This window comes from Brevundimonas sp. SH203 (assembly GCF_002157625.1).
In the GTDB taxonomy this organism is placed as follows: Bacteria; Pseudomonadota; Alphaproteobacteria; order Caulobacterales; family Caulobacteraceae; genus Brevundimonas.
Genome location: NZ_BDMM01000003.1, coordinates 36362 through 60243 on the forward strand (window position 1 = coordinate 36362; position 23882 = coordinate 60243).

The 23882-nt window shown below is 67.0% G+C and carries 17 protein-coding genes; 5 read left to right on the plus strand and 12 right to left on the minus strand.

The annotated features are described in order from the left end of the window. Positions 1–36: 36 nt before the first annotated feature. The 8 genes from SH203_RS07350 to SH203_RS07385 form a co-directional block, all read right to left on the minus strand. Positions 37–2262: a TonB-dependent receptor gene (locus SH203_RS07350; protein ID WP_200808849.1), complete on the minus strand. Its 2226-nt coding sequence runs from the start codon at positions 2260–2262 to the stop codon at positions 37–39. 271 nt (positions 2263–2533) lie between these two features. Beyond that, positions 2534–3781, minus strand: a complete 1248-nt coding sequence (locus tag SH203_RS07355; protein ID WP_200808850.1) for a TetR/AcrR family transcriptional regulator — start codon at positions 3779–3781, stop codon at positions 2534–2536. A 401-nt stretch (positions 3782–4182) separates the two neighbouring features. Continuing rightward, entirely contained in the window at positions 4183–7014 is a 2832-nt protein-coding gene (locus SH203_RS07360; RefSeq protein ID WP_087120236.1) for a TonB-dependent receptor, read from the minus strand. Positions 7015–7223: 209 nt separating this feature from the next. Then, positions 7224–8198 (minus strand): N-acetylglucosamine kinase, encoded by a 975-nt coding sequence (locus SH203_RS07365; RefSeq protein ID WP_087120237.1) that lies wholly within the window; start codon positions 8196–8198, stop codon positions 7224–7226. Further along, positions 8198–9361 carry an SIS domain-containing protein gene (locus SH203_RS07370; RefSeq protein WP_087120238.1) on the minus strand — a complete coding sequence of 388 codons (1164 nt, stop codon included), beginning with the start codon at positions 9359–9361 and terminating at the stop codon, positions 8198–8200. The genes SH203_RS07365 and SH203_RS07370 overlap by 1 nt, the downstream gene beginning before the upstream one ends. Further along, positions 9354–10652 (minus strand): D-tagatose-bisphosphate aldolase, class II, non-catalytic subunit, encoded by a 1299-nt coding sequence (locus tag SH203_RS07375; RefSeq protein ID WP_087120239.1) that lies wholly within the window; start codon positions 10650–10652, stop codon positions 9354–9356. Before SH203_RS07375 ends, SH203_RS07370 begins: the two co-directional genes overlap by 8 nt. A gap of 83 nt (positions 10653–10735) precedes the next feature. Next, positions 10736–11647 (minus strand): DMT family transporter, encoded by a 912-nt coding sequence (locus SH203_RS07380; protein ID WP_087120240.1) that lies wholly within the window; start codon positions 11645–11647, stop codon positions 10736–10738. Then, positions 11644–13731: a glycoside hydrolase family 36 protein gene (locus SH203_RS07385; protein ID WP_087120241.1), complete on the minus strand. Its 2088-nt coding sequence runs from the start codon at positions 13729–13731 to the stop codon at positions 11644–11646. Before SH203_RS07385 ends, SH203_RS07380 begins: the two co-directional genes overlap by 4 nt. Before the next feature lie 117 nt (positions 13732–13848). Between SH203_RS07385 and SH203_RS07390 the strand changes: the two genes are divergently transcribed. Then, the gene (locus SH203_RS07390) at positions 13849–14958 is read left to right on the plus strand and encodes an amidohydrolase family protein (RefSeq protein WP_087120242.1); all 1110 of its coding nucleotides are present in this window, start codon (positions 13849–13851) and stop codon (positions 14956–14958) included. 9 nt (positions 14959–14967) lie between these two features. Here SH203_RS07390 and agaR read toward each other — a convergent pair whose 3' ends face one another. Beyond that, positions 14968–15762 (minus strand): transcriptional repressor AgaR, encoded by a 795-nt coding sequence (gene agaR / locus SH203_RS07395; RefSeq protein ID WP_087120243.1) that lies wholly within the window; start codon positions 15760–15762, stop codon positions 14968–14970. Between the two features lie 207 nt (positions 15763–15969). Here agaR and SH203_RS07400 point away from each other — a divergent pair, with 207 nt between their 5' ends. Genes SH203_RS07400 through SH203_RS07410 form a run of 3 tightly spaced genes read left to right on the plus strand, consistent with a single transcriptional unit; the run spans position 15970 to position 19779 of the window. Next, positions 15970–17877 (plus strand): rhamnogalacturonan lyase, encoded by a 1908-nt coding sequence (locus SH203_RS07400; protein ID WP_159457546.1) that lies wholly within the window; start codon positions 15970–15972, stop codon positions 17875–17877. Further along, a complete protein-coding gene (locus SH203_RS07405) occupies positions 17874–18569 on the plus strand; it encodes a DUF6250 domain-containing protein (RefSeq protein WP_087120244.1) in 696 nt (231 codons plus the stop codon). Before SH203_RS07400 ends, SH203_RS07405 begins: the two co-directional genes overlap by 4 nt. Positions 18570–18582: 13 nt before the next feature. Further along, complete coding sequence (locus SH203_RS07410; protein ID WP_087120245.1) at positions 18583–19779, plus strand: SGNH/GDSL hydrolase family protein; 1197 nt, start codon at positions 18583–18585, stop codon at positions 19777–19779. Positions 19780–19804: 25 nt separating this feature from the next. Here SH203_RS07410 and lldD read toward each other — a convergent pair whose 3' ends face one another. The 3 genes from lldD to SH203_RS07425 are packed head-to-tail and all read right to left on the minus strand — an operon-like array spanning position 19805 to position 22544. After that, positions 19805–20938, minus strand: coding sequence for an FMN-dependent L-lactate dehydrogenase LldD (gene lldD / locus SH203_RS07415; RefSeq protein WP_087120246.1), 1134 nt, complete (start codon positions 20936–20938; stop codon positions 19805–19807). A gap of 9 nt (positions 20939–20947) precedes the next feature. Beyond that, positions 20948–21709: an SDR family NAD(P)-dependent oxidoreductase gene (locus SH203_RS07420; RefSeq protein WP_087120247.1), complete on the minus strand. Its 762-nt coding sequence runs from the start codon at positions 21707–21709 to the stop codon at positions 20948–20950. A gap of 28 nt (positions 21710–21737) precedes the next feature. Then, entirely contained in the window at positions 21738–22544 is an 807-nt protein-coding gene (locus tag SH203_RS07425) for an IclR family transcriptional regulator (RefSeq protein WP_087120248.1), read from the minus strand. Between the two features lie 140 nt (positions 22545–22684). Between SH203_RS07425 and rhmD the strand changes: the two genes are divergently transcribed. Beyond that, complete coding sequence (gene rhmD, locus SH203_RS07430) at positions 22685–23878, plus strand: L-rhamnonate dehydratase (RefSeq protein ID WP_087120249.1); 1194 nt, start codon at positions 22685–22687, stop codon at positions 23876–23878. Positions 23879–23882 lie beyond the last annotated feature (4 nt).

Genomic DNA, 23882 nt, shown 5'->3' on the forward strand with positions numbered 1-23882 from the left:
ACGGGCTTCGGCCTGGCGACCGAAGCCCGCGCTGGATCAGTAACGATAGCTCAGACGCACGCCGAAGGTGCGCGGCGGATTGGGCGAACCCGTCGCCGCCGAGATGAAGCGGTTGCGCGATTCCTCGGAGTAGGCGTTCGTCAGATTGTTCACATAGACGCCGAACGCATAGTTCCCGTTCATCGGCCGCACCGTCACCCCGGCGTTGACCAGCCAGTAGGAGTCGATGATCGAGTTGGCCGAGGTCGAGAACTTCTCGTCGCGGAAGGCGTAGTTGGTCTGGGCCTCCACGCCCCAGTCGCCCATCTGCCAGTCATAGGCGATCGACCCCTTGTAGTCCCATTTGGGGAAGGGCAGCCGCTCGCCGGCGCGGTCGCTGTAGATGATGGTGTTGTACTGGCCCGTCACCGGGTCCTTGGCCGCCTCGGTCGCGGTGGAGTTGACGAAATAGAACTCGTCGTATTCGCCGTATTTGTAGGCCAGGGCCTGGGTGATGGTCAGGTTGGGCAGAGGCCGCCAGACAGCCTCGATCTCCGCGCCCTGGATGTGCGACCTGGGCACGTTGATCATCCGGCCGACGCGGCCCGTCTGGGTGTAGAGGACGCCCTGAAGCTGCTGGTCGCGATAGTCGTAGTAGAAGGCGGCGGCGTTGAACTGCAGCTTGCGGTCGAAGAAGCTGGACTTCACGCCGGTCTCATAGGCGATCAGCTCCTCGAACTTGAACGGCTCCAGCTGGTCCGGCAGGCCGCTGTTGTAGGTGGTGAAACCGCCCGACTTCACGCCGCGCGAGACGTTGGCGTAGGCCAGGATGTCGTCGCTGATCGTATATTCGACGCCCAGCTTGCCGGTCCATTGGCGCATCGACTGCGACTTGGAGGCGGTGGCCCGGACGGACGGGTTGGGGGCCAGGATCTCGGTCTTGAAGTCGTTCAGCGCGCGCGTCTCGTCCTCGTAGCGCAGGCCGCCGATCAGGGTCAGACGGTCGGTCAGCCTGTAGTCCAGATTGCCGAATACGCCGGTCGTCTCGACCTTCTGACCGTAGGTCGTGCTCATGTAGAAGCCGAGATTCCTGGCCTGGGAGAAGTCGGAGTAGAAGCCGCCGTCCACGCTTTCGTTGGCGTGATAGACGCCGGCCAGCCACTGGACCCGACCGCCGGTCGGCGAGGCCAGACGGACCTCCTGCGACGAGGTCTTGATGGCGTTGAAGAAGAAGGTGCCGGCCTCGTTCGAGGCGGTGGCGTCCCAGTCGTTGAACTCGTTGCGATCGAAGGTCTCGTGGCTGGCGATGGCCGTCAGGGTCGCCCAGGTCAGGTTCTGGTTCAGGCGCAGGCTGACGCCCTTGCCCTCGTTGTCGCGGAACGGCTTGGCGTCCGGCGCGGCGCCGATCAGCTGGGCGAAATAGGGGCTGATGCCCCAGCCGGTGATGCGGTGCGATACGTCGATCGGATAGACCCGGCCGCCGCTGGAGGTGAAGGGGCTGGTGATCAGGCGCAGGCCCCGGCCGTCCGACTGGTCGCGGCTGTAGTGCAGGTTCAGGTCGATGTCGGTCTGGGCGGTCGGGGTCCAGTCGACGCGCAGGCGGACGGCCCGGGTGTCCTTGTCGCCCAGGCTTTCGCCGGTGTCGCGGTTATACTGCCAGGCGCCGCCCGATTCCGCCGCCACCGACAGACGCGCCTTCAGGTTTTCGGCGACCGGGCCGGACAGATAGCCTTCCAGCTTGGCCGCGTCATAGCTGCCGTAGCTGAGGTTCAGGCCGGCGGCGACATGGTCGGTCGGGGCGTTGGTGATGACGCTGACCGCGCCGCCGGTGGTGTTGCGGCCGTACAGCGTGCCCTGGGGCCCACGCAGCACCTCGATGCGGGCGATGTCGAACAGCAACCCCTGCGTCATCACCCCATACGGATAGGCCACTTCATCGACATAGATGCCGACGGTCGAGGTGTTGTTGGCGGCGTAGTCGGTCAGGCCGACGCCGCGAATGCGGAACTGCGGCTGGCCGCCGCCCAGCTGGCTGTCGACCTCTAGGCTGGGGACCGTGTTCTCCAGATCGTTGACGGTCTGGATGTTGCGGTCGTCCAGCGTCTCGCCGGAGATGACGGTCAGGGCCAGGCCGACCTTCTGCGAGGATTCGGCGCGACGCTGGGCCGTGACGATGACGTCATCGACCGAGGCGGTCGCGGCCTGCGGCTGGGTTTCGGCGACGGCGGGCAGGGCCGCCAGGGTGAGCGCGGCGACCGAGGCGCCGAGAAGAAGACGTTGCATTTGATCATCCATCGGGCGACGCGCGGGGCCCCCGCCCTCGCGTGTCGATGTGTTTCGGGATGTCGCCGAACAGCCGCCGCCTCCACGCTTTGATCGAGACGTCCGCGGCGAGGGGGAGACAGGCCGGAAACGTCTTCGTCGCATTGGAAAAACAACTGTTCGACAACAATGCCGCAATAGGCCGCGCGGACAATGCTTTTGTGACGCTTGTAGGAAGTCTTCTTGTCAGATCAGCACCCGACGGCACGACAACTTGGTAACGCGCGTTCTGTTACATCTGACGCGCAACCAGCAGGCAGGCCGCAGCCTTCAGCGCCTGTTCGTCGAGGGCGCGGCCGCGCGCGCAGGCCAGAAGAGCCTCGGCCTTGATCCACAGGGCGAACCGGGTGGCGGCGAGGCGGTTGAGGTCGAAATCGGCCGGCCAGACGCCCGTTCGCTTGTAATAGGTGCCCCCGCCTTCCGGCCCGCGCAGCAGCATGGCCAGGTCGCGCAAGGACGGATCGCGCCGGGCCTCGATGCAGATGCTGGCGATCAGACGGGCGTAGCGGACATAGAAGCCCTCGGCCTCGCGCGCGATGGCCACGGTCGGCGCCATGATCGCGGCCCAGTGATCCAGATCGGCGACGGCCGGATCGCCCAGCGGCGCATGGCCCGCCAGATGCCCCGGCATGTCGCGGAACACGCTGTGCCAGACGGCGTCCAGCACGAAATGGCGCATGTCCGGCCAGTGATAGGCGATGGTCGAGGTCGAGGTCGCCGCCACGGCGCTGACCGAGCGATTGGTGATGGCGGTGATGCCGCCGGCCAGAATCTGATCGGCGGCGATGTCCAGCAGCTTGCGCCGCATGGCCTCGGGCTCGGCGCCCTTCGTCGGCGCCTGGGGCAGGACCATGGCGTCGCGATACCAGAAGGTCGCCGTGGGCGGGCCGTCGGCGAGGCCCAGCACGCGGTCGATCATGGCGCCCAGCCCCTCGGCGGCGACCACGCCGTAATCCGCCCGGCCGCGCAGGGCGCCCGCATAGTATTGCTCGAAGGTCAGCCAGGCGACCAGAGGCTCCACGAACGGGTCCAGACGCCCGTCGCGCGACAAATGGCGACGCCAGACCGCGCAGCGCATGGCGTGCCACCGCTCCACCAGAGCCTGCCGCTCCGCCGTCGGCTCTGCATCCAACACGAGGCTTTCCCAGATGCGGGCGAACCCCGCATCGTCCGCCGCCCGATGCCGCAGATAGGTCTGGGTCAGAGCCAGAAGGCCGTCGCGCGTCAGCGGCAGACCGGCCACCGAGCCGAAAAAGGCGCCGTGAAACACTTCATCGCGCCGCAGGGCCTCTTCGCCCACCGCCTGGATCAGCCCCGACTTGGCCCCGAACAGATTGACGATGACCGTCGTGCTTTTGCCGACCGACTGGGCCAGATCGCGCAGGGTCAGGCTGTGCAGCCCGTCCGAAGCGGCCTGGGCGATCGCCTGTTCGACGATCTGCTGCGCGGCGGCGTTGCGACTGATCCGGGAAACAGACATGCCCCTCCATGCCGGAGGCCGCCGGGGTCTGTCGAGATCGCGATCGATGCGGCCGCAGATTCCCGCGAAGGCTCGACCAGAGCCTTCACTGGCTGATTTGGGCCGGGAACGGATCAGCGTCGTTTAAAGGGTTCGTCACAACGGACACGACGGGTTCACGACGAACACAACGGAGCCGTGCTTCGCTTCGGAAGGTCTTGAGGGCCTGAGGCGGCGAAGCCGCAGATTGATCGATGGCCTGGACAAGGCAGATGGGAGCCGACGCACGTTCCGCTCTCGTCGTGATCTCCGTGACTTCGCCGTGTCCGTTGTGATGAACGCCTTTCAGGCCTGCATCAACCCAAGCGCCCATCGTTATGGCGGCGCGCCGGATCGACGCGCCGCCGGGGGAGGACCGAACCTCAGAACCTGTAGCTCAGACCCAGTTTGTAGGACGAGCCGTAGCGGTAGTAGCCCTGGGGCAGTAGCGGGTTGCCGTTGATGGAGTAGGTGTTGGCCTCGTCCAGCAGGTTCTGGCCGTCGAGCGCGATGCTGATGCGGTCGTTGACCTTGTAGGCGACGTGAGCCGTGACCCAGGTGATGGGGTCGGCGCGTTCGTTGTAGCCCTGGCCCAGCACATTGGTCGCGGTCGTGAAGCCGTCGGTGTGATCGCCCGACACGCTGAGCGACAGCGGCCCGTGGTCGTAGAAGACGCCCAGCGAATAGACCGACGGGGCGATGCCTTCCAACGGCCGTTCCTCGCCGCCGACATAGCTCTTGGACCAGTTGCGGGTGTATTGCGCGCGCACGCCCCAGCCGTTCGACAGGAAGTGCTGCAGGCCCACCTCGACGCCGTGAACCTCGGCCGTGTCGCCGTTGATGGGCCGGCTGACGTTGAACAAATAGCCCGGCACGCCGATGTCCTGCCCCGGCTCCCAGCTGGTCGTGATCTGGTCCTTGATGTCCTTCTTGAAGACCGCGACGTTGAAGATGGAGTTCGGCCGGAAATAGTATTCCAGCGAGGCGTCGTACTGGGTCGCCGAATAGGGTTTCAGGGCCGCATTGCCGCTATAGATCTGGGTGAACTCGCCCCAGGACACGCTCTCGGTGGTGTTGGTGGGGGCCAGCATCTGGACCGACGGCCGGGCCATGGTCTTGGCCGCGCCGAGGCGCAGGCGCAGGGCGTCGGTGAGGCGATAGTTGAAGTTCAGCGACGGCAGGACATAGGTGTAGTCGTTGTCCTGATTGATCGTCGTCGGGGCGGCGTAAACGGCGGTGTAGTTGAAGGCGCCGTTGGGCACGATGTCGAGGATCTTGGCGTCCCAGGCCTGAGCGCCGGTCTTGGTCTGGACGACCCGGACGCCCAGATTGCCGCTCCACCGTTCGCCGCGCAAATCGGCCTGCAGATAGCCGGCCCAGGTCTCCTCGCTGACGCGATAGCTTTGCAGTGGGTTCCACACCGGCGCCGCGTCGGCGTAGCGATAGACGCCGCCGCCCGGACGCGGCCTGCCGTCATAGGCCGCCAGCGCCGCCTGATAGGTGGCGATGTCGAAGCCCAGGAAGCTGCGTGGGAAGTCGGAACCCACCTTGTTCATGAAGTTGGGCAGGCTGAAGCTGTCGGAGATCACGCCCCCGCCCAGCGCGCCCACATTGATGGCGTTGGTGTTGGAATAGTAGTCCGCCCCGCCCGTCAGCGCATTGTTGATCAGGTCGCGCGACTTCTTGCGATCGGTGTAGGTCACGCCGAACTTGACCGTTTCCAGCCAGCGCCATCCCGAGGTCCAGGCGCCGTTGAAGGCCGCGCCGGTGATCTCGTCGTCGATATTGTCGCCGGCGAGCGAGAAATAGTGGGTGTTGAAGTCGGCGTCCCGGAACTGGCCGGCCGCCAGCCCCGCCGCCAGATCCCGGCCGTCGGTCAGATTGACGTCGATGTTGGGCACATAGTCGCCGCTGAGCTCGACGCGCGCCGTATTGGGCTGGTTCATCCGCAGCACGACATAGCTGTCCTGACCGCCGGAGTGGCGGCTGGAGGTCGAGCGATAGACGTCGGCGTTCAGCGTCAGGCTGTCGGTGACGTTCCATTCGGCGTTCAGGCCGTAAAGCTGGGTCTCGACGACGCGATAGGAGGTCTGGTTCAGCAGCTCGGGATTGAGGCGCAGTTCCGGGTCGGGGTCGGTCATGTCGAAGCGGGTGACGATGCCGTCCTGGACCACCATGTTCGACCAGCGGCCGGGCGCATACAGGGTGTAGAAGGATTGCTGATAGCCGACCTGGGGCGAATCCAGCTTGGTGATCAGACCGTCCGCGACCAGGCGGAAATTGTCCGACGGCCGCCATTCCAGCTTGGCGGTGTAGGCGTTGCGCTTCTTGCGTTCCAGGATCGAGCCGACGCGGAACTGGCCCGGGCCGATCAGGCCGTACTCCTCGGGGTCCAGCACGCCGTTGTCATTGGGGTCGATCGCCCCGCCCCAGGCGTTGCCGTAGAGCCAGCTGGGATCGTTGGGATCGGCGTTGCGCGTCCAGCCGCCGTCGTTGCCGGCGACGTCGGTGCGGTCGTCGCGGCGCTCGGCCACCACGCCCAGCAACAGGCCCAGGGTGTCGTTCAGGAAGGTGTTGCTATAGACGCCCGACAGTTTCGATCCGTCCAGTTCGGACATCTGATTACGGTCGCCCTCGACGCGGAGGATGCCGTGCTGGCCGCGCTGGTCGAACGGGCTGGCGGAGCGCAGATTGATCAGGCCGCCGATGGCGCCTTCGGTGTTGGCGGCCTCGGCCCCTTTGATGACGTCGGCGCCGCTGATCACGTCGGACGGCAGCACGTCATAGGCGAAGTCGCGGCCGGCGCCGTCGGTCGCCAGGATGCGGCCGTTGAAGGTCGACAGCGTATATTCCGGCCCCAGCCCCCGCACGCTGACGCTCTGGCCCTCGCCCCCGGCGGTGCGCGAAATGGCGACGCCGGTGATGTGGCTGAGGGAGTCGGCGACGTTGTCGTCGGGGAACATGCCCAGTTCCAGGGCGCTGATCGAATCCTGGACCGTGGCGGCGTCGCGTTTCAGGTTGACGGCGCGCGCGATGCTGGCGCGCACCCCGACGACCACGACCTCTTCGACGGTCTGGGTCTGATCGTCGGCGGCGGCCGGGGGCGTCGTCGGGGCCGGAGACTGGCTCTGGGCGTGGGCGGCGGCGCCCCAACCCAGGGCGCCGAGCGCGGCCCCCGCCATGATGGCCGAACGAAGCGATGAGCGACGTGACATTGCGATCCCCTATGCTCGCATGATCGACGTAGGCGGCGCGTTTTAGTGCGTTTCGGTTGGCCGCCTGAAACTGAATGGAAAGGAACTACGGTTTCGCGAAACTGTCAAATAGATATATAACGAAACTTATCAGATTTGTTTTTCACTCGTCATCAACGGCCTAACGGCGTCGCGGACACAGCCTTCGGCCGTAGCCAAGAGGTCGCGCCCTACGTCAAAGGCAGGGCGAATCCGGCAAGCCGCGCGGCGTAGATGGCGGCGCCGACGGCCGGGCTGAAGCGGGGCTCTACGATCCGGTAGTCGGGCGAAAAGGCCGCCAGGGTTTCACGGAACGGCGCCAGGATCAGTTCGCCGGACTGAAACACCCCGCCGGAATAGGACAGCATGACCGCCTCGCCCGGCGCATAGCAAAGGCGTCGGCGTATGGCGTCCGTGATCTCGGCCAGTCGCCGGCCCGCCTGAAGGAAGATGTCTCGCGCGCCTGCGTCGCCCTGCATCGCCGCCTTGGCGACCAGGCGCGAAACGGCGGCGATGCGATCCCTTTGCGCGCCCTCTCGCGCATAGATACGGGCGCACAGGTCCAGATCGTCTTCCAGTTCGAAGGCTTCGACCAGCAGGGCATGCAGCGGCCCGGTTTCGGCCCGTCCGTCGGACATCCGCGAGAACAGGTTGAGGCCCTGAACCGCGATCCAATAGGCCGAGCCTTCGTCCGAAAAGACCTCGCCCCAGCCGCCGCCGCGCGCCTTCAGCCCTCCCCGCTCGCCGTAGCCGATGGAGCCGGTGCCGGCGACGATGTTGATCCCGTCCTCGCCCGCCAGCGACCCCGCCCATCCGCAGATCATGTCGTTGCCGCAGGCGTAGCGCCTGTGCCCCAGCACCGCCTCGGGAATGACGTCCAGAACCGGCTGAACCTGCGAATCCTCGCCATGGGCGGGCAGGCCGAAGAAGGCGTAGCGGACATCCCCGGCCGACACGCCGGCCTGACGCAGGACGGCGTGGACGCCGTTGTTCAACAGCTCGTGCAGACGCTCCACGCCGATCTGGACATGGTAGCTGGAGCCGCCCTCGTGCCGGGCCAGTTCGCGGCCCGTGGGATCGACCAGGACGAAGGCGGTCTTCGACCCGCCCCCGTCGACCCCGAGAAAGCAGCCGTTCGCGCCCGCGGGTTCTTCGGAAACCGCCATCAGGTCAGCTCGTGAATCCGCACGCCCTGGACGACGCGATTGACCGTTCCGGCGGCGTTCGGCTTGTCCGGCTTCAGGCCCAGCCGCAGGGATTCGAAGAAGGCCAGGATCTGGGGCGCCGCGATATAGGCGAACAGCAGTTCGACGTCGTCCGCATCCGCCAGGCCCGGCACCTTGATCTGATCCGTCTCGGCCAGACCGACCCCGTCCTGGGCCGTCACGGCGATGACGCGGGCCGCGTCATTGTCGCGGCGCAGTTCGTCCAGCAGATCGACGTCGTAGCTGCGCGTATAGGCGTCGTTGGAGAAGAAGACGACGATCAGGGTCTGGTCGTTGACGATGGTCTTGGGACCGTGCCGGAAGCCGAGCGGCGAATCGAACATCGTCACCAGGGCGCCGTTGGTCAGCTCCAGCAGCTTAAGCCCTGACTCGCGGGCCAGGCCCTTGAAGATGTGGCTGCCCAGATAGACGACGCGCTGATAGCCCTCGCCCGCCACCGCCTGCATGACCGGGGTGTATTGGGCGATCACCGCCTGGGTCGCGCGCGCGATGCCGTCGATGCGCTGATCCAGGGCGGCGACGCCGCTGAACACCGCAAGGGCGGCGTAGGTCATGCACGAGAAGCTGGACGTCATCGCGAAGCTGCGGTCGTGCGTGGCCTCGGGCAGCTGGATGTTCATGCCCCGAGGGCCTTGACCATATCGGGCCAGGGCGCCGTCGGCGTTGCAGGTGATGACCAGATGGTTCAGCGTCGAAACCAATCGATCCGCCAGTTCGATCGCCGCCACGCTCTCGGGGCTGTTGCCCGACCGGCCGAACGAGACCAGCAAGGTGGGGGTGTCGGCCTCGAAATAGAGATGGGGCGCGCAGACCAGATCGGTCGTGGCGATGGCCTCGACCCGGCGGCCCAGACGCCGCGCCAGCGCGGGCGCCAGGCATTCGCCGGCGAAGGCCGAGGTGCCCGCCCCCGTCAGGATGATGCGGACCCCGGCCTGATCCAGGATCGGCTGAAGGAAGGCCTCGATCTCGGCGCGGCGCTGCATCAACAGCGCCTGGGTCTCGCGCAGCATGGCCGGCTGCTGGGCGATCTCGCGGGCGGTCCACAGGCCGCCCAGCCGCTCCAGTTCCGCCTCGTCCAGGCCGAGTTGCAGGGTGTCAGTCATGGATGGGCTCCAGATCGGGCTCGCAGGCGGCGCGATAGGTTTCCAGGGTCGCGCCGACATGGGCGACGACGAGGCTGGCGGGGGTCACGGGCAGGCCGGCGTCGCGCAGGGCGCCGTGCGCCTGCGACAGATACTGGCTGACCAGAGCCATCGGCGGCGGACTGTCCATCAGATTGGCGAACATGACCTCTTGGGCGGCGGCGATCTCGGGATCGGGCCAGTAGTAGCGGATGCGATCCGACAGGCTGTACTGCAGGTCGAACCGCAGCGCGTCTCCGGTCGCATGATAGTATTTGGCCCAGTTGCGCGGCTCCGCCTCCATGCGCTGGATGGCGACGCCCCGGAAGCCGGACGCGCGGGCCGGGTCGATCCATTCCCGCTCGATCGCGTCCAGCGCCCACAGGGCCTCGCGCAGGGCGAAGGTGACGCCGGGACCGACCTTCAGGATGGCGAAATGATCCTGGACCAGCGCCTTCAGGGCCGTCGGCGTCTGATAGTCGGTGGAATGGGCCTCGAACACCACATGGGGCTGGTCGTCCAGGGCGGCGCTGAGGGCCACGGCCTTGGCGCGGTCGTAGTCGATGACCTTGTGGTGATCGAACTCCACGCCCGGCTGGACGACGACGGCGATCACGCGGGGCCAGGCGTCGGCCAGACCCTGTTCCTCGAAGACGCGGCGATGCGCTTCAAGCGTCGCGACGGCGGCCTGGGGCGTCGTCACCTCAAGCTCGGGCAGATCCTCGGCGGCGCCGCCTGGCACCGGCACCTCGGTCCCGACCACATAGACGCAGGGCTCGCCGCCGATGCGGGCCTGGGCGGCCTCGGCGACGCGGATCAGACGCGCGGCCCGACGGGCGATCACGTCCTCCGGCAGGGGCGTGGGATCGTCGGCGCAGGACATGGAGCAGTCCGCGTGGATCTTGCGGAAGCCCGCCGCCACATACTGGTCGATCAGAACCTCGGCCCTGGCCATCGCCTCTTCGGCCGGCAGGTGGATCCAGGGGTTCGGCCCCAGGTGATCGCCGCCCAGCAGAACCCGCTCCTGCGGCAATCCGGCGTCGCGCGCGATGGCGAGAACGAAGTCGCGGAAGGCCGCCGGGGTCATGCCGGTATAGCCGCCGTCCTGATTGACCTGATTGCAGGTGGCCTCGATCAGCAGCGTCTCCAGACCCTTCGTCCGGGCATGGACGCAGGCGGCCCTAAGCACCAGCGGATGGGCGGAACAGACGGAGTAGATGCCGCATGCGCTGCCTGACTTGTGCCGCGCGACGAGGTCGAGCATCGCCTTCATGGAAACCCCTTTCGATTACGGTTCGACAATAGCGATTTATCGCTAGACCGCAACCAAAACAACGAAACCGAAACCCTCCGTGTTCAGGAGGCCGTCGCCAGCAGGGCGGCGGCGATGAAGGCCAGGGCCAGACCGACCATCTTCAACTGACCGGGCACGACACCGGCGATCAGCAGCGAAAGAACGGCCGTGACCAACGGCGCGCCGGCGTTGGTCAGGGGGGCGACGACGATCGCCTTGCCGTGCCGGAATGCATAGACGAGGAACAGGGCGCCGACCGCATTGAGCATCTGGATGGCGGCGGCCAGTCCCGGCCCGTCCCAGCCCCAGTTAATGGGCCGCGAAAAGTCCGTCATCGCCAGGGCGACCGGCGCCAGCAGCAGGCCGCTGACCATCATGTAGAAGAAGATGCTTTCCGCGCTCATCCTGTCGTTGGCCAGCTTCATGAAGAAGGCCTGCACGCCCCAGCACAGCATGATGACCAGGGCCAGCGGAAACCAGGTCGAGCCGTGGGCGAAGGAAAAGCCCTGGGGCGAGAAGTCGAACATCGGCAGCGCCGCCAGCGCCAGGACGACGCCCAGCGCCCCCAGACGCGAGGTGCGCTCCTTCAGCAGCACCAGCGACAACAGGATCGTCACCAGCGGCGACAGGGAGATGATCGGGAAGATCAGATAGGCCGGCCCGGTCGTGACCGCATAGAAGAGGATCATCTGACCGCCCGCCCCGGTCAGGCCGATCATCAGCCCGTACAGGATCGAGCGAGGATCGCGGTCCAGCGCCCACTTTTCACGCTGCATCACGACGACGGCGGGCACGATCATGGTCACGGCCCAGACGCAATAGACCAGGGTTTCAGGAAAACCGCGCTGGGCGGAGATGCCGGCATAGGCGCCCCACACGCCCCAAAGCCCGACCGTCAGGAAGGCGAACAGCAGCCAACGCCTGGAAGACGCCGGAGCGCGGGAAGCGGCGGACGTCACGGATTGGTCGGTCATTCGCCCTCTCCCCGCACGGGTATGGCTTCGATCAGAAGCGAGCGATCGAAACGCGCCGCTAGGCGCGGGGCGTCCGCCGTCGCCGTGCCCAGATCGACGCCGTTGACGTAGTCGGTCAGCCGATAGACGCCGCGTCCCAGGCCGCGCAGTTCGATCGTCCCGTCCCAGTGCGGGGCGTAGAAGGCGTAATAGAGCCGCCCGTCCTTCTCGATGGCGTGGGCCTCGGGCTTGTCGAAACCGATGTCGTACACTTCGCCCAGATAGCGGCCCCGGGGCAGCATCCGGGCGTTGTAGATGTCGGCCCATTTGCGCCAGACGGCCTCGCGCTGCGGCGTCAGCAGGAAGTTGGCGTCCTTGCCTCGCCCCTCGTGCGGCCAGGTGAATTTGGTCGAGATGACCGCGCCGATGCCGACGGACGAGGCGAAGTCGTCGCCGCCGTCGCTGAGTTCCACATGGTCGCCCGCATAGGCCGCATCGCGCCCCATCAGCGCCTTCAGCGACTTGCCCTTCAACCGCACCTGCCAGGACGACAGCGGGTCGGAGGCCGGGACCTGGTTCGTATAGGGCAGATTGTGGAAGGCGTAGGAGGTGCCGCAGGGGCAGAACTCGACCACCGCCTTCGGATTGGCCTCCAGGGCGGTGTCATAGACCAGCTTCCAGAAATCCTGGAGCTTTTCGACCGACTCCTCGGGCCGGGCGTGATTGTGCGCCGGGTTGTGGCACGGGGCCACGCCGTTCATGTGCTGGCCGTCCAGCTTCAGCCCTTCGTAGCCCCATTCGCCGATGATCTTGCGAACCAGCGCCTGGGTGTAGTCGCGCGTCGGCTGATAGGCCGGGCACAGGGTGAAGGCGTTCCACCAGCTGACGTCCTGGACCGCGCCGTTCTGGTCCAGCAGCAGCATGTCGGTGTGATCGTGCAGCAGGTCCGATCCCGGATCGACCGCCAGCGGCGCCAGCCACAGCTTGGGCTTCAGCCCCGCCGCGCGGATATGGCCGGCGAAGGCGATCATGCCCGCCTCGCTGCGGAACTTGCGCGGGTCCAGCGCCCAGTCGCCTTCGTTGGTCTGCCAGCCGTCGTCCAGCACGGCCCATTCGAAACCCAGCGACTTGACCTTGCCGTAGGTGCCTTCGATCTCCGCGACGGTGAAATCGCGGTCGTAGCCCCAGGCGCACCAGATGGCCTCATAAGCGCCGTCCGGCGCCTTGGGCGCCGCCAAACCCCGATCCGCCATGACCCGACGATAGGCGTCCAGGGTCGCATAATAGTCGCGCCGGTGAACCGCGACGAAGGCGTTGACGCTGGCCAGGCTTTCGCCGGGCTTCAGGCTCTCGGCGTGGTCGACGACCAGGGCCACCGACGCCCCCGACGCGGTGGCGACGATGGGCAGGGACACCAGTTTGGGCGTCAGCTCCACATGGCCGACGGCTACGCCGGCGTCAGGCCGCCAGACATCGGCGACGGGCGTGCCCGAGCCGTAGTCCGAAGCGTTCATGCCCATGAAATTGGCCTGGTCGAAGCCCTCGCGCACCGGCTGAACCCAGTCGCGGCGATCCGCATGGGTCGAGCCGGACCAGGACCAGAAGCCCGATCCCGACGCCCGCAACGTATGGCCGCCCACGCGATAGCTCTTGATCGACAGGGCCTCGCCGCGCGTCAGCCGCCAGGTCGTCGTCAGCAGGGGAAAGCCGGGATAGCGGTCGTAGAAGGTCAGATCGACGGACTTCTCCAGCCCCTCGACGGACACGCCCCGGATCGTGTGGCGCACCCCCTTGCCATGCGCATCGTTGACGCCGGCGCGCTTCTGTTCGGTCAGGAAGAAGCTGTCGATCACCCGGCCGTTCGCCAAGGTGACGGTTTCGGACGGTTCGAAATCGCCAAGGCGCGTCCGGGCGCCCTCGGCTCCCGCGATGACCAGCCGGCTGTTCAGGGCCGTGTCGAACTCGATGGTCAGGACGCCGTCGCCCGCCTGAGCCGCCACGGGTCCGTCGGAGGCGCGCCCCACGCCGAAAGTCCCCGCCGCCAGAACCGTCCCGCCCAGCAGCGACAGCAGTCCGCGCCGGTGGAAATGGGGTCGTGTGATCATCGTCGCACCCTCCGCTTGCGGAATGATCTTGCATAGAGCATTTTCGAAAGGCAAATAAAAAGATACATAACGAAACTCTCCGCCATGGAGGGTTCGGCTGGCAGGAGAGATGCGACGATGTCGATGGAAACCCGCTCTTTGGCGACGGCGGCCTTGGTCGCCGTGACCGGCAGCCTGGCCTTGTCCGCCTGCGCCACGCCGCGATCCGACACCTACACGGCCGCCGACTTCGCCGGATTCCGCAAGATCGACGCCCATGTTCACGTCAACGTCCAGGACGACGCCTTCATGGACCAGGCGACGGCCGACAATTTCGAACTCCTGTCGATCAACGTCGACTATCCGGCCTTCCCGTCCCTCGCCGATCAGGCCCAGGTCGCGCATCATTACGCCGCCGCCGACCCCCGGCGCTTTCACTATGCGACCACCTTTTCGATGAAGGGATTCGGCGCCCCGGACTGGGCCGCGCGCACTAACGCCCTGATCGACGCCGAGGTGCGTCGCGGCGCCGTGGCGGTGAAGGTGTGGAAGAATGTCGGCATGGTCGAACGCGACGCCGACGGCCAGTTGATCTTCATCGACAATCCGGGCTTCGATCCCGTCTTCGATCATCTGGCGGCGACGGGAACGCCGCTGATCGCGCACCAGGGCGAGCCGTATAATTGCTGGTTGCCGCTGGATCAGATGACGACGCGCAACGACCGGCTCTATTTCACCGCCCACCCCGAATATCACATGTATCTTCACCCGGAGATGCCGACCTATCAGGCCTTGATGGCCCGGCGGGATGCGATGGTCGCGCGCCATCCCGACCTGTCCGTCGTCGGCGCCCACATGGCCAGCCTGGAGTGGAACGTCGACGAGGCGGCGAAATTCCTGGACGCCCACCCCAATGCGGTCATCGAGACGGCGGCCCGCATGGCCCAGATCCAGTATCAGTCGGTGCGCGACTACGCCAAGGTCCGGGCCTTCTTCATCAAGTATCAGGACCGCATCCTGTACGGCACGGACCTGACCCTGAACCCCGGCGAGGACGCCCAGGCGTTCCGGCAATCGGCTCACGCGGTCTGGCGCTCGGACTGGACCTATCTGGCGACCGACGAAAGCCAGCGGATCGAGGACATCGACGCCGACGCCAAGGGTCTGGCCCTGCCCCGCCCGGTCATCGACAAGATCTATTACGCCAATGCGCGGCGCGAATTCTTCTCGCGCCGTCGGCCGCAGTAGGGGCCGTCTTCAGGCCTTGTGGAGGGTGAAGCCCAGACGCGCGGCCGCCTCGTCGATATAGGCGGGCGCCGCCGCGTCGGTGATCAGGGCGTTCAGTTCGCCGATCTCGATGATGCGGTGCAGACAGATCTTGCCGAACTTGGAGGCGTCGGTCACGGCGATGACCTCGCGCGCCGCCTCGACCATGCGGCGGTTCAACTGGGCCTCGGGCTCGTGGTGGGTCGTCACGCCGCGTTCGATGTCCAGCCCGTCGACGCCCAGGAACACCTTGTCCAGCAACAGATCGTCCAGCGCCGCGACCGTCTGGGCCCCATAGAAGGCCATGTTGCGCCGACGCAGTTCGCCGCCCAGCATGACGGTCTTTATCTTTCGCTTCTGCGCCAGGACGCTCAGAATGTCGAAGTCGTTGGTGACGACTGTCAAATCCTCGTCGTCCGGCAGGAAGCGCGCGATCTGCAGGGTCGTCGTGCCGGAATCCAGCATGATGGATTCGCCCGGCCCGACCATGCCCGCCGCCAGACGCCCGATCCGTTCCTTGGCCTCGGTATGGCTGGCGCGCTTGGTCTCGATGGCCGGCTCGACCGGCGCATTGACGACTTCGGTGCTGATGGCGCCGCCATAGGCGCGCGTCGCCACGCCGCGCCCCTCCAGATAATGCAGGTCCTTGCGGATGGTCTGCATCGACACACCGAACATCTCGGACAGAGCCGCCACCTGCACGCTGCCGCGCGACCGGATCATGGTCGTGATCTCACGCCGACGTTCAGACGTGTCGCGCGACGCCGCGCGAGCCCCATCCGCCATTCACCGCCCCCTCATCCGACCATTCGTTCGACAGTAGCGATGACATAGCCTGTTTTGGTTTCACCACAAAACGAAAGCCGCCGCATGGGGCTTGAGCCGCCGACACCGGGCGGCCGGTCTGCTTCCTTGAAAACAAGACGCCCTTCGTTATGGTGGGATAAAGTCCCAAAAAGTGGACAAGGCAGGAGGCGTCGCGGTTTGTTTCGGATGATACGACTAGGCGGACTGACCGTCTTAACGGGCGCAGGCTTCGCCCTGGCGCCGGCCCTCGCCCACGCCGAGGCGCCGCGTCTTGAGTCCTTGGACCGATCGGTGATCGCCACGGCGGCGCCCGACAACGGCGTGCTGGTGCAGTGGCGGCTGCTGGCGACCGACCCGGCGAACGCCCGCTTCGATGTGTTCAGGAACGGCGTCAGGGCGGCCCGAATCGGCGCCGGCCAGGCGACGAACTGGCGCGATGCGAGCGGCGACCTTCAGGCCCGCTACGCCGTGCGTCGCGTCGGCGAGCAGACCCGGTCCGAGGCGCTGAACCTGACCGACGGCTATCTGACCATCCCGCTTGACCGGCCCGAGGGCGGCGTGACGCCCGATGGGGTCGCCTATGAATACGAGGCCAATGACGGCACGGTCGGCGATCTGGACGGCGACGGCCGTTATGAGATCGTCCTGAAATGGCAGCCGACGAACGCCAAGGACAACGCCTTCGCCGGCTTCACCGGCCCGACGCTGATCGACGCCTATACGCTGGACGGGCGGCGGCTGTGGCGGATCGATCTGGGGCGCAACATCCGTTCGGGCGCCCACTACACCCAGATGGTGGTGCAGGACTTCGACGGCGACGGACGGGCCGAGGTGGTGCTGAAGACGGCGGACGGAACCATCGACGGCGCGGACCAGATGATCGGCGACGCCGAAGGCGACTGGCGCGAGGACGGCGGCGAAATCCCCAGCCGCGACCGCACCGGCGCCGAGCAGAAGCCGGACGGAACCCTGACGGTGGGCCTGAAGGGCCGCATACTGTCCGGGCCGGAGTTCATCACCGTCTTCGACGGCCGCACCGGCGCGGCCCTGGCCACCGCCCCCTATGTCCCCTCGCGCGGCCGATCCGGCGATGAGGCGACCTCTGAAGAAATGGCGGCTCTCTGGGGCGACGGCTATGGCAATCGGTCGGAGCGGTATCTGGCGGGCGCGGCTTATCTGGACGGACGCCTGCCCAGCATCGTCATGGCGCGCGGCTATTACGGACGCACCGTGGTCGCGGCCTGGGACTGGCGCGACGGTCGGCTGAGCCAGCGCTGGGTGTTCGACAAGGCGCCCGACGGTTACGCCGGTCAGGGCAATCATCAGTTCAGCGTGGCGGACGTGGACGGCGACGGCCGCCAGGAGATCGTCTATGGCGCCATGGCGCTGGACGACGACGGCACGCCGCTGTGGACCACGCGGCTGGGCCACGGCGACGCCATGCATGTCGGCGATCTGGACCCGACCCGGCCAGGGCTGGAGAAGTTCGGCGTCCATGAGAACGTCGCCGGCAACGGCGGCGTCGGCTCGGCCATGGTGGACGCTCGCACCGGAGAAATCCTGTGGCGCACGCCGGGCCAGCACGACGTGGGGCGCGGCGTGGCCCTCGACATCGATCCCCGCTATCCGGGCGCGGAGGTCTGGGCGTCGAACAGCAACGACCTGTATTCGGCCGACGGGCGGGTCATCGGCCACACCCGGCCGCAGCAGATGAATTTCGGCGTCTGGTGGGACGGCGACGTCCTGCGCGAACTGCTGGACGGGACGCGCATCTTCAAATGGGACTGGGAGAACCAGAGGTCCGTCCCCCTGCTGAGCGCCGAGGGCGCGGCGTCGAACAACGGCACCAAGGCCAATCCGGTTCTGGTCGCCGACATCCTGGGCGACTGGCGCGAGGAGGTGGTGTGGCGCACGGCGGACAGTTCGGCGCTGCGAATCTATGTGACCCTGCACCCGACCGCCATCCGCCACGTCACCCTGATGCACGACGCGCAATATCGGTCGCAGGTGTCGGGTCAGAACTCGGCCTATAACCAGCCTTCGCACCCCAGCTTCGCCTTCGATGCGGCGACGCCGGCGGAGCGCGGACGATGAGGGCGAACCGACGCGGGGTTCTGCTGGGCGCGGTCGGTCTGGCCGGATGCGCCGCCCTGCCCCGATCCGGCGCACGGCGTCTTTACGCCGACGACTTCCGCCACGGGATGGATCGGTGGCTGGTCGAACTGGAGCAGGGACAGGGAACCGTGCGGGCCGCCGACGGGGCGATGATCTTCGACGTGCCCAAGGGGGCCACCGCCTGGTTTCGGCCCGAACTGACCTCGCCCGTCGAAATCCGCTTCACGGCCGAAGCCGTGTCGGGCGGCGGTGTCCATGACCGGGTCAGCGATCTGAACTGCTTCTGGATGGCCGACGATCCGCGCAGTCCCGGCGACCTGCTTGCACGGCCCCGGTCGGGGGCCTTCGCCGACTATGACACGCTGCGGACCTATTATGTCGGGCTGGGGGGAAATTCGAACACCTCCTCGCGCTTCCGCCGCTATGTCGGGAACGGAGAAAGGCCGCTGCTGCCCCAGCACGATCTGTCGGCGCCGAACGACCTGATCGCGGCCAACCGGCCCTATCGCATCCGCCTGATCGCGGACGGATCGCGCATCGAATACTGGCGCGACGACCGGCGCATGTTCGCCCTGGACGACCCTGCCCCCTATCGTCGCGGCTGGTTCGGCCTGCGCACCACCTGGAATCACATGACCGTCCGGGACTTCTCGGTCTGGACCGTCGCCTAGTTAGAGGAAGCCGATGAAGAAGCACGCCCTGATCCTGGCGCTGGCCCTGGCGGCCGTGGCGCCCTGCGCCCAGGCCGAGACCCATTGGGCGCGAAGCTGGAACGCCTCGCCCGTGGCCGCCGCGCCCGACCGCCGTCCACCGACGCTGAAGGACGTCACCGTGCGTCAGGTAGTGCGGGTCAGCGCGGGCGGCGACCAACTCCGCCTGCGGCTGTCCAACGAATACGGCCCCGCCGCCGCCCGGATCGGACGGGTGCGGATCGTGCAGCTGGCCGACGACGGAAAGCCCGTGCCGGGCACGGCGCGCGACCTGACCTTCGACGGATCGGCGGGCGCCGTTCTGGCGCCGGAAGCGCCCCTGCTCAGCGATCCGGTCGATCTGGCCCTGCCCGCGCTTAGCCGCCTGTCGATCAGCCTCTATCTGCCGGACGAGGTGGCCGATCCGACCATCCACCTGCTGGGCCTGTCGTCCGGCTGGATCGCGCCCGGCGACCAGACGGCGGCGGCCGAACTGACGGACCCGGTGCTGGTCACTCAGCGCGTCCTGATCTCGGGCATAGACGTGCAGCGGGCCGAGCCGGGGCGGGTCATCGTCACCCTGGGCGATTCCATCACCGACGGCGCCAACGGCACGCGCGACGCCGACCGGCGCTGGCCCGACCTGCTGGCGGCCCGCCTGCAAGCGGTCGGTCTGACCTCAGTCGCCGTGGCCAACGCCGGGATTTCCGGCAACCGCATCCTGAAGCCCAAGCCCGGTCTGGGCGTCGCCGCCCTGGCCCGGTTCGACCGCGACGTGCTGGCCGTGCCCGGCGCGACCGACGTGATCGTGCTGGAGGGGGTCAACGACTTCGGCATGGCCTGGCGCGACCACGATCCGCAGCCGCCGACCCCGGCCGACCTGATCGCCGGCTATCGCCAGATCATCGCCCGCGCCCATGCGGGCGGGCTGAAGGTCAGGCTGGCGACCATCCTGCCCTATAAGGACGCCAACTACTGGTCCGAACAGGGCGAGGCGACGCGCCAGGCCCTGAACGCCTGGATTCGCACCAGCGGAGAGGCGGACGGCGTCATCGACTTCGACGCCGTGATGCGCGATCCGGCCGAGCCGCTGAAACTGGCCGCCGCCTATGACAGCGGCGACCATCTGCACCCCAACGATGCGGGTTTCCGCGCCATGGCCGACGCCATCGACCTGACGCCCTATCGGTGAGACGCGAACGGCGGCCTGACGCGGATCAGGCCGCCAGCATCTCGCGCGTCATGCCCGCGACGGACTTGGCCCCGGTCAGGGTCATGGCGACGCGCATTTCCTTTTCGATCAGGTCCAGCAGGGTCTCGACGCCCGCCTGACCGTCCGCCGCCAGCGCATAGACGAAGGCCCGGCCCAGCAGCACGGCGTCCGCGCCTAGCGAAATCGCCCGCACCACGTCCAGACCGTTGCGAACGCCGGAATCGGCCAGGATTTTCAGATCGCCCTTCACCGCATCGGCTATGGCGGGCAGAGCGCGGGCAGACGACAGAACCCCATCCAGTTGCCGCCCGCCGTGGTTCGACACCACGATCCCGTCGGCGCCGAAGCTGACGGCGTCGCGGGCGTCCTGCGGATCAAGCACGCCCTTGATGATCATCGGCCCGTCCCAGAAGTCGCGAATCCACTGCAGGTCTTTCCACGAGATCGACGGATCGAAGTTGTTGGCCAGCCAGCCGATGTAGTCCGCCAGGCCCGTCGGCTTGCCCAGATAGGCCGAGACATTGCCCAGATCGTGCGGCGTGCCGCGCAGACCCACGTCGAAGGCCCACATCGGATGGGTCATGGCCTGGATCATGCGGCGCAGGGGCGCATTCGGCCCGCTCATGCCCGAATGGGCGTCGCGGTAGCGGGCGCCGGGGGTGGGCATGTCGACGGTGAACACCAGAGTCTTCACCCCCGCCGCCTTCGCCCGCTCCAGCGCATTCTTCATGAAGCCCCGGTCGCGCAGCACATAGAGCTGGAACCACATGGGCCGGTCGATGGCGGGCGCCACCTCCTCGATGGGACAGACCGAGACGGTGGACAGGGTGAAGGGCACGCCGCGCGACGCCGCCGCCCGGGCCGCCTGCACCTCTCCCCTGCGCGCATACATGCCCGTCAAACCGACCGGCGCCAGCACGACCGGCAGGCGCAGGGTCTCGTCGAACAGCCGGGTTTCCAGGCTGAGGCTGGTCATGTCCTGCAGCACGCGCTGGCGCAGGGCGATGGCCTGCCAGTCCTCGACGTTGCGCCTCAGCGTCTGCTCGGCATAGGCGCCGCCGTCGATGTAGTGGAACAGGAAGGGCGGCAGTTTGCGCCGCGCGGCCTCGCGATAGTCGCTGGGGGACGAGATGATCATGGCCGCGCCTTACTGGAAGTTGGCGAAGGCCCCGCCGTCGACCAGCAGGGCCGCGCCGGTCATATAGCCGGCCATGTCCGAGGCCAGGAAGGCCACGACCGAGGCGATGTCCTCGGGCCGTCCCAGCCGACCCAGCGGAATGCGGCCTTCCATATATTCGCGCTTCGCCGGATCGGCGAGGTCGTCCTTGTTGATGTCGGTGGCGATGGTGCCGGGCAGGACCGAGTTGCAGCGGATGCCGTGTTTGCCCAGGGCCACCGCGCAGGACTGCATCAGACTGTGAACCCCCGCCTTGGTCGGGGTGTAGTGGGTCTGCATCTCGCCGCCGACCAGCGCCGAGATCGAGCTGATCGCCACGATGGCGCCGCCGTCGCCCTGTGCGACCATCTGGTTCGCCGCCGCCTGCACCATGAAATAGGCGCCGTGCAGATTGACCTCCATCGTCCGCCGCAGGGTCTCGACCGGCATGTCGAGGAAGGCGTGGAAGGGACAGATGCCGGCGTTGGACACGAAGACGTCCACCCGACCCAGCGCCTGAACGGCGGCGGCGACGAACTGCGTCGCGCTGTCGGGCTGGGCCACGTCGCCGTCGACGGCGATGGCGCGGCGGCCCAGGGCCTCGATCTCGGCGACCACCTCGGCGGCGGCCGCATCGTCCCGGAAGGTGTTGAGGGCGACGTCGGCGCCCTGACGCGCGGCCTCGATCGCCGTCGCTCGTCCGATGCCCCGCGATGCGCCCGTGACCAGGACGACCTTGTTCTCAAGCAGCATGGGGGCTCCGGCGTTCTTCAGGTTGCAGTCAGGATTTGGCCGACCAGCCCAGGTCGCCGCTGATGGCGTCTGCGGCCTCGGTGACGGTCTTGGTCAGTTCGGTCATGCGCGCGTCGGACATGTACTGGGCCGCCGAAGACACGCTGAGCGCGGCGACGATCTGGCCGTTGACCGAGCGGATCGGCGCGGCGACGCAGCGGATCTGGTCCTCGTTCTCTTCCAGATCGAAGGCGTAGCCCTTCTGGGCGTAACCGTGCATCCGCTCCAGCCAGACCGCGCGGGCGGTGGAGTCAAAGGCCTGGCCTGGTTCGGCGTACAGGTCGATCCAGTCCGCCTCGGTCTTGTCCAGGATCAGCGCCTTGCCCAGTCCGGTCGAGGCGATGGGGTGCCGTTCGCCCAGGCGCGAACCGATGTTGATGCGGCGTCGTCCCGCGACCTTGTCCAGATAAAGCGCATGGCGGCCGTCCAGCACGCCCAGATGCACGGTGTCGTCGGTCACGGCCGACAGCTGCTCCAGCCAGGGACGAGCGACACGCGGCAGGTGCATCTGCTGGCTGGCGGCATGACCCAGCTCCAGCAGTTTGGGCCCCAGCGAATAGCCCTCGCGCGGGCGGAAGGACAGCAGCCGCCGCTCCACCAGGGCCGAGGCCAGACGGTGGGTGGTGCTGCGGGTCAGCTCCAGCTTTTCGGACAGTTCGGCCAGCGGCAGGGAACCCTCGATCAGGGCGTCGATGACGTCCAGACCACGCAGCAGGGTCTGGCTGCCGGACGCCTTGGCGCCGACCTCTTCATCCCCATCGACCTGTGCGGTCTTGATTGACGGCGTTCGTCCCATTTCGTAATCCTCATTCTCAGAATGTAGCAAAACGCGCAAGTCGCTCCGTCACAAGAGCCTGACTTTGACGCCATGCACGGAGGAACGCCAGTGAAATCCCGCATTATGGGAGCGAATTGCCAAGCTTTGGTGATGACGCGATGACCCGCCTGCCCCGTATCAAACATGTGCGCGCCTTCGTCGTGAAGAACGACGGAACAGGCGGCGGCGCGGACTATCACGATCAGGGCGACGGCCACTGGATCGACGACCACATCGCCACGCCGATGGCGAAATACCCGGAATACCGCCAGAGCCGCCGCAGCTTCGGCATCAACGTCCTGGGCACCCTGGTCGTGGAGATCGAGGCCGAGAACGGCGTGGTCGGCTTCGCCGTGACCACGGGCGGCGAACCGGCGGCCTATATCGTCGAGAAGCATCTGGCCCGCTTCCTGGAAGGCCGCGATCCGTCCGAGGTCGAGAAGATCTGGGACCAGATGTATTTCTCCACCCAGTATTACGGCCGCAAGGGTCTGGTGGTGAACGCCATCTCCGGCGTCGATCTGGCGCTGTGGGATCTGCTGGGCCGCCTGCGTCAGGAGCCGGTCTTCGCCATGCTGGGCGGGGCGGTGCGCGACGAACTGACCTTCTACGCCACCGGCGCTCGACCCGACAAAGCCAAGGAACTGGGCTTCATCGGCGGCAAGATGCCGCTCCACCACGGCCCCGCCGAGGGCGAGGAAGGTCTGCACAAGAATCTGGCCGAGCTGGAGGCCATGCGCAACGCCTGTGGCGACGACTTCTGGCTGATGTTCGACTGCTGGATGGCGCTGGACCTCAACTACGCCACGCGGCTGGCGCACGAGGCCCACAAGCTGGGTCTGAAGTGGATCGAAGAGGCGCTCAGCCCCGACGACTACTGGGGCTATCAGGCGCTGAAGAAGAACGCGCCCAAGGGGATGCTGGTCACGACCGGCGAGCACGAGGCCACCCGCTGGGGCTTCCGCATGCTGCTGGAAATGGAATGCTGCGACATCATTCAGCCGGACGTGGGCTGGTGCGGCGGCGTCACCGAACTGCAGAAGATTTCGGCCCTGGCCGACGCCAAGGGCGTGCTGATGATCCCGCACGGCTCGTCGGTCTATTCCTACCACTTCGTGGTGACGCGCCATAACAGCCCGTTCGCGGAGTTCCTGATGATGGCCCCCGGCGCCGACGAGGTCGTGCCCATGTTCCATCCGCAGTTGATCGGCGAGCCGGTTCCCGTGAACGGCCGCCTGAAGGTTCCCGACACCCCCGGTTTCGGCGTCGAGCTGAACCGCGACATCGCCCTGCATCGCCCCTACGCGCGTTAAGACG

What these genes read in the sequence shown, in the direction of transcription:
- SH203_RS07405 (WP_087120244.1), top strand. Translation starts at nt 17,874, where the DNA reads ATGAGGGCGAACCGACGCGGGGTTCTGCTGGGCGCGGTCGGTCTGGCC.
- SH203_RS07425 (WP_087120248.1), bottom strand. Translation starts at nt 22,544, where the DNA reads ATGGGACGAACGCCGTCAATCAAGACCGCACAGGTCGATGGGGATGAA.
- rhmD (WP_087120249.1), top strand. Translation starts at nt 22,685, where the DNA reads ATGACCCGCCTGCCCCGTATCAAACATGTGCGCGCCTTCGTCGTGAAG.
- SH203_RS07355 (WP_200808850.1), bottom strand. Translation starts at nt 3,781, where the DNA reads ATGTCTGTTTCCCGGATCAGTCGCAACGCCGCCGCGCAGCAGATCGTC.
- agaR (WP_087120243.1), bottom strand. Translation starts at nt 15,762, where the DNA reads ATGGCGGATGGGGCTCGCGCGGCGTCGCGCGACACGTCTGAACGTCGG.
- SH203_RS07385 (WP_087120241.1), bottom strand. Translation starts at nt 13,731, where the DNA reads ATGATCACACGACCCCATTTCCACCGGCGCGGACTGCTGTCGCTGCTG.
- SH203_RS07350 (WP_200808849.1), bottom strand. Translation starts at nt 2,262, where the DNA reads ATGCAACGTCTTCTTCTCGGCGCCTCGGTCGCCGCGCTCACCCTGGCG.
- SH203_RS07360 (WP_087120236.1), bottom strand. Translation starts at nt 7,014, where the DNA reads ATGTCACGTCGCTCATCGCTTCGTTCGGCCATCATGGCGGGGGCCGCG.
- SH203_RS07390 (WP_087120242.1), top strand. Translation starts at nt 13,849, where the DNA reads ATGTCGATGGAAACCCGCTCTTTGGCGACGGCGGCCTTGGTCGCCGTG.
- SH203_RS07380 (WP_087120240.1), bottom strand. Translation starts at nt 11,647, where the DNA reads ATGACCGACCAATCCGTGACGTCCGCCGCTTCCCGCGCTCCGGCGTCT.
- SH203_RS07410 (WP_087120245.1), top strand. Translation starts at nt 18,583, where the DNA reads ATGAAGAAGCACGCCCTGATCCTGGCGCTGGCCCTGGCGGCCGTGGCG.
- SH203_RS07400 (WP_159457546.1), top strand. Translation starts at nt 15,970, where the DNA reads ATGATACGACTAGGCGGACTGACCGTCTTAACGGGCGCAGGCTTCGCC.
- SH203_RS07370 (WP_087120238.1), bottom strand. Translation starts at nt 9,361, where the DNA reads ATGACTGACACCCTGCAACTCGGCCTGGACGAGGCGGAACTGGAGCGG.
- SH203_RS07375 (WP_087120239.1), bottom strand. Translation starts at nt 10,652, where the DNA reads ATGAAGGCGATGCTCGACCTCGTCGCGCGGCACAAGTCAGGCAGCGCA.
- lldD (WP_087120246.1), bottom strand. Translation starts at nt 20,938, where the DNA reads ATGATCATCTCGTCCCCCAGCGACTATCGCGAGGCCGCGCGGCGCAAA.
- SH203_RS07365 (WP_087120237.1), bottom strand. Translation starts at nt 8,198, where the DNA reads ATGGCGGTTTCCGAAGAACCCGCGGGCGCGAACGGCTGCTTTCTCGGG.
- SH203_RS07420 (WP_087120247.1), bottom strand. Translation starts at nt 21,709, where the DNA reads ATGCTGCTTGAGAACAAGGTCGTCCTGGTCACGGGCGCATCGCGGGGC.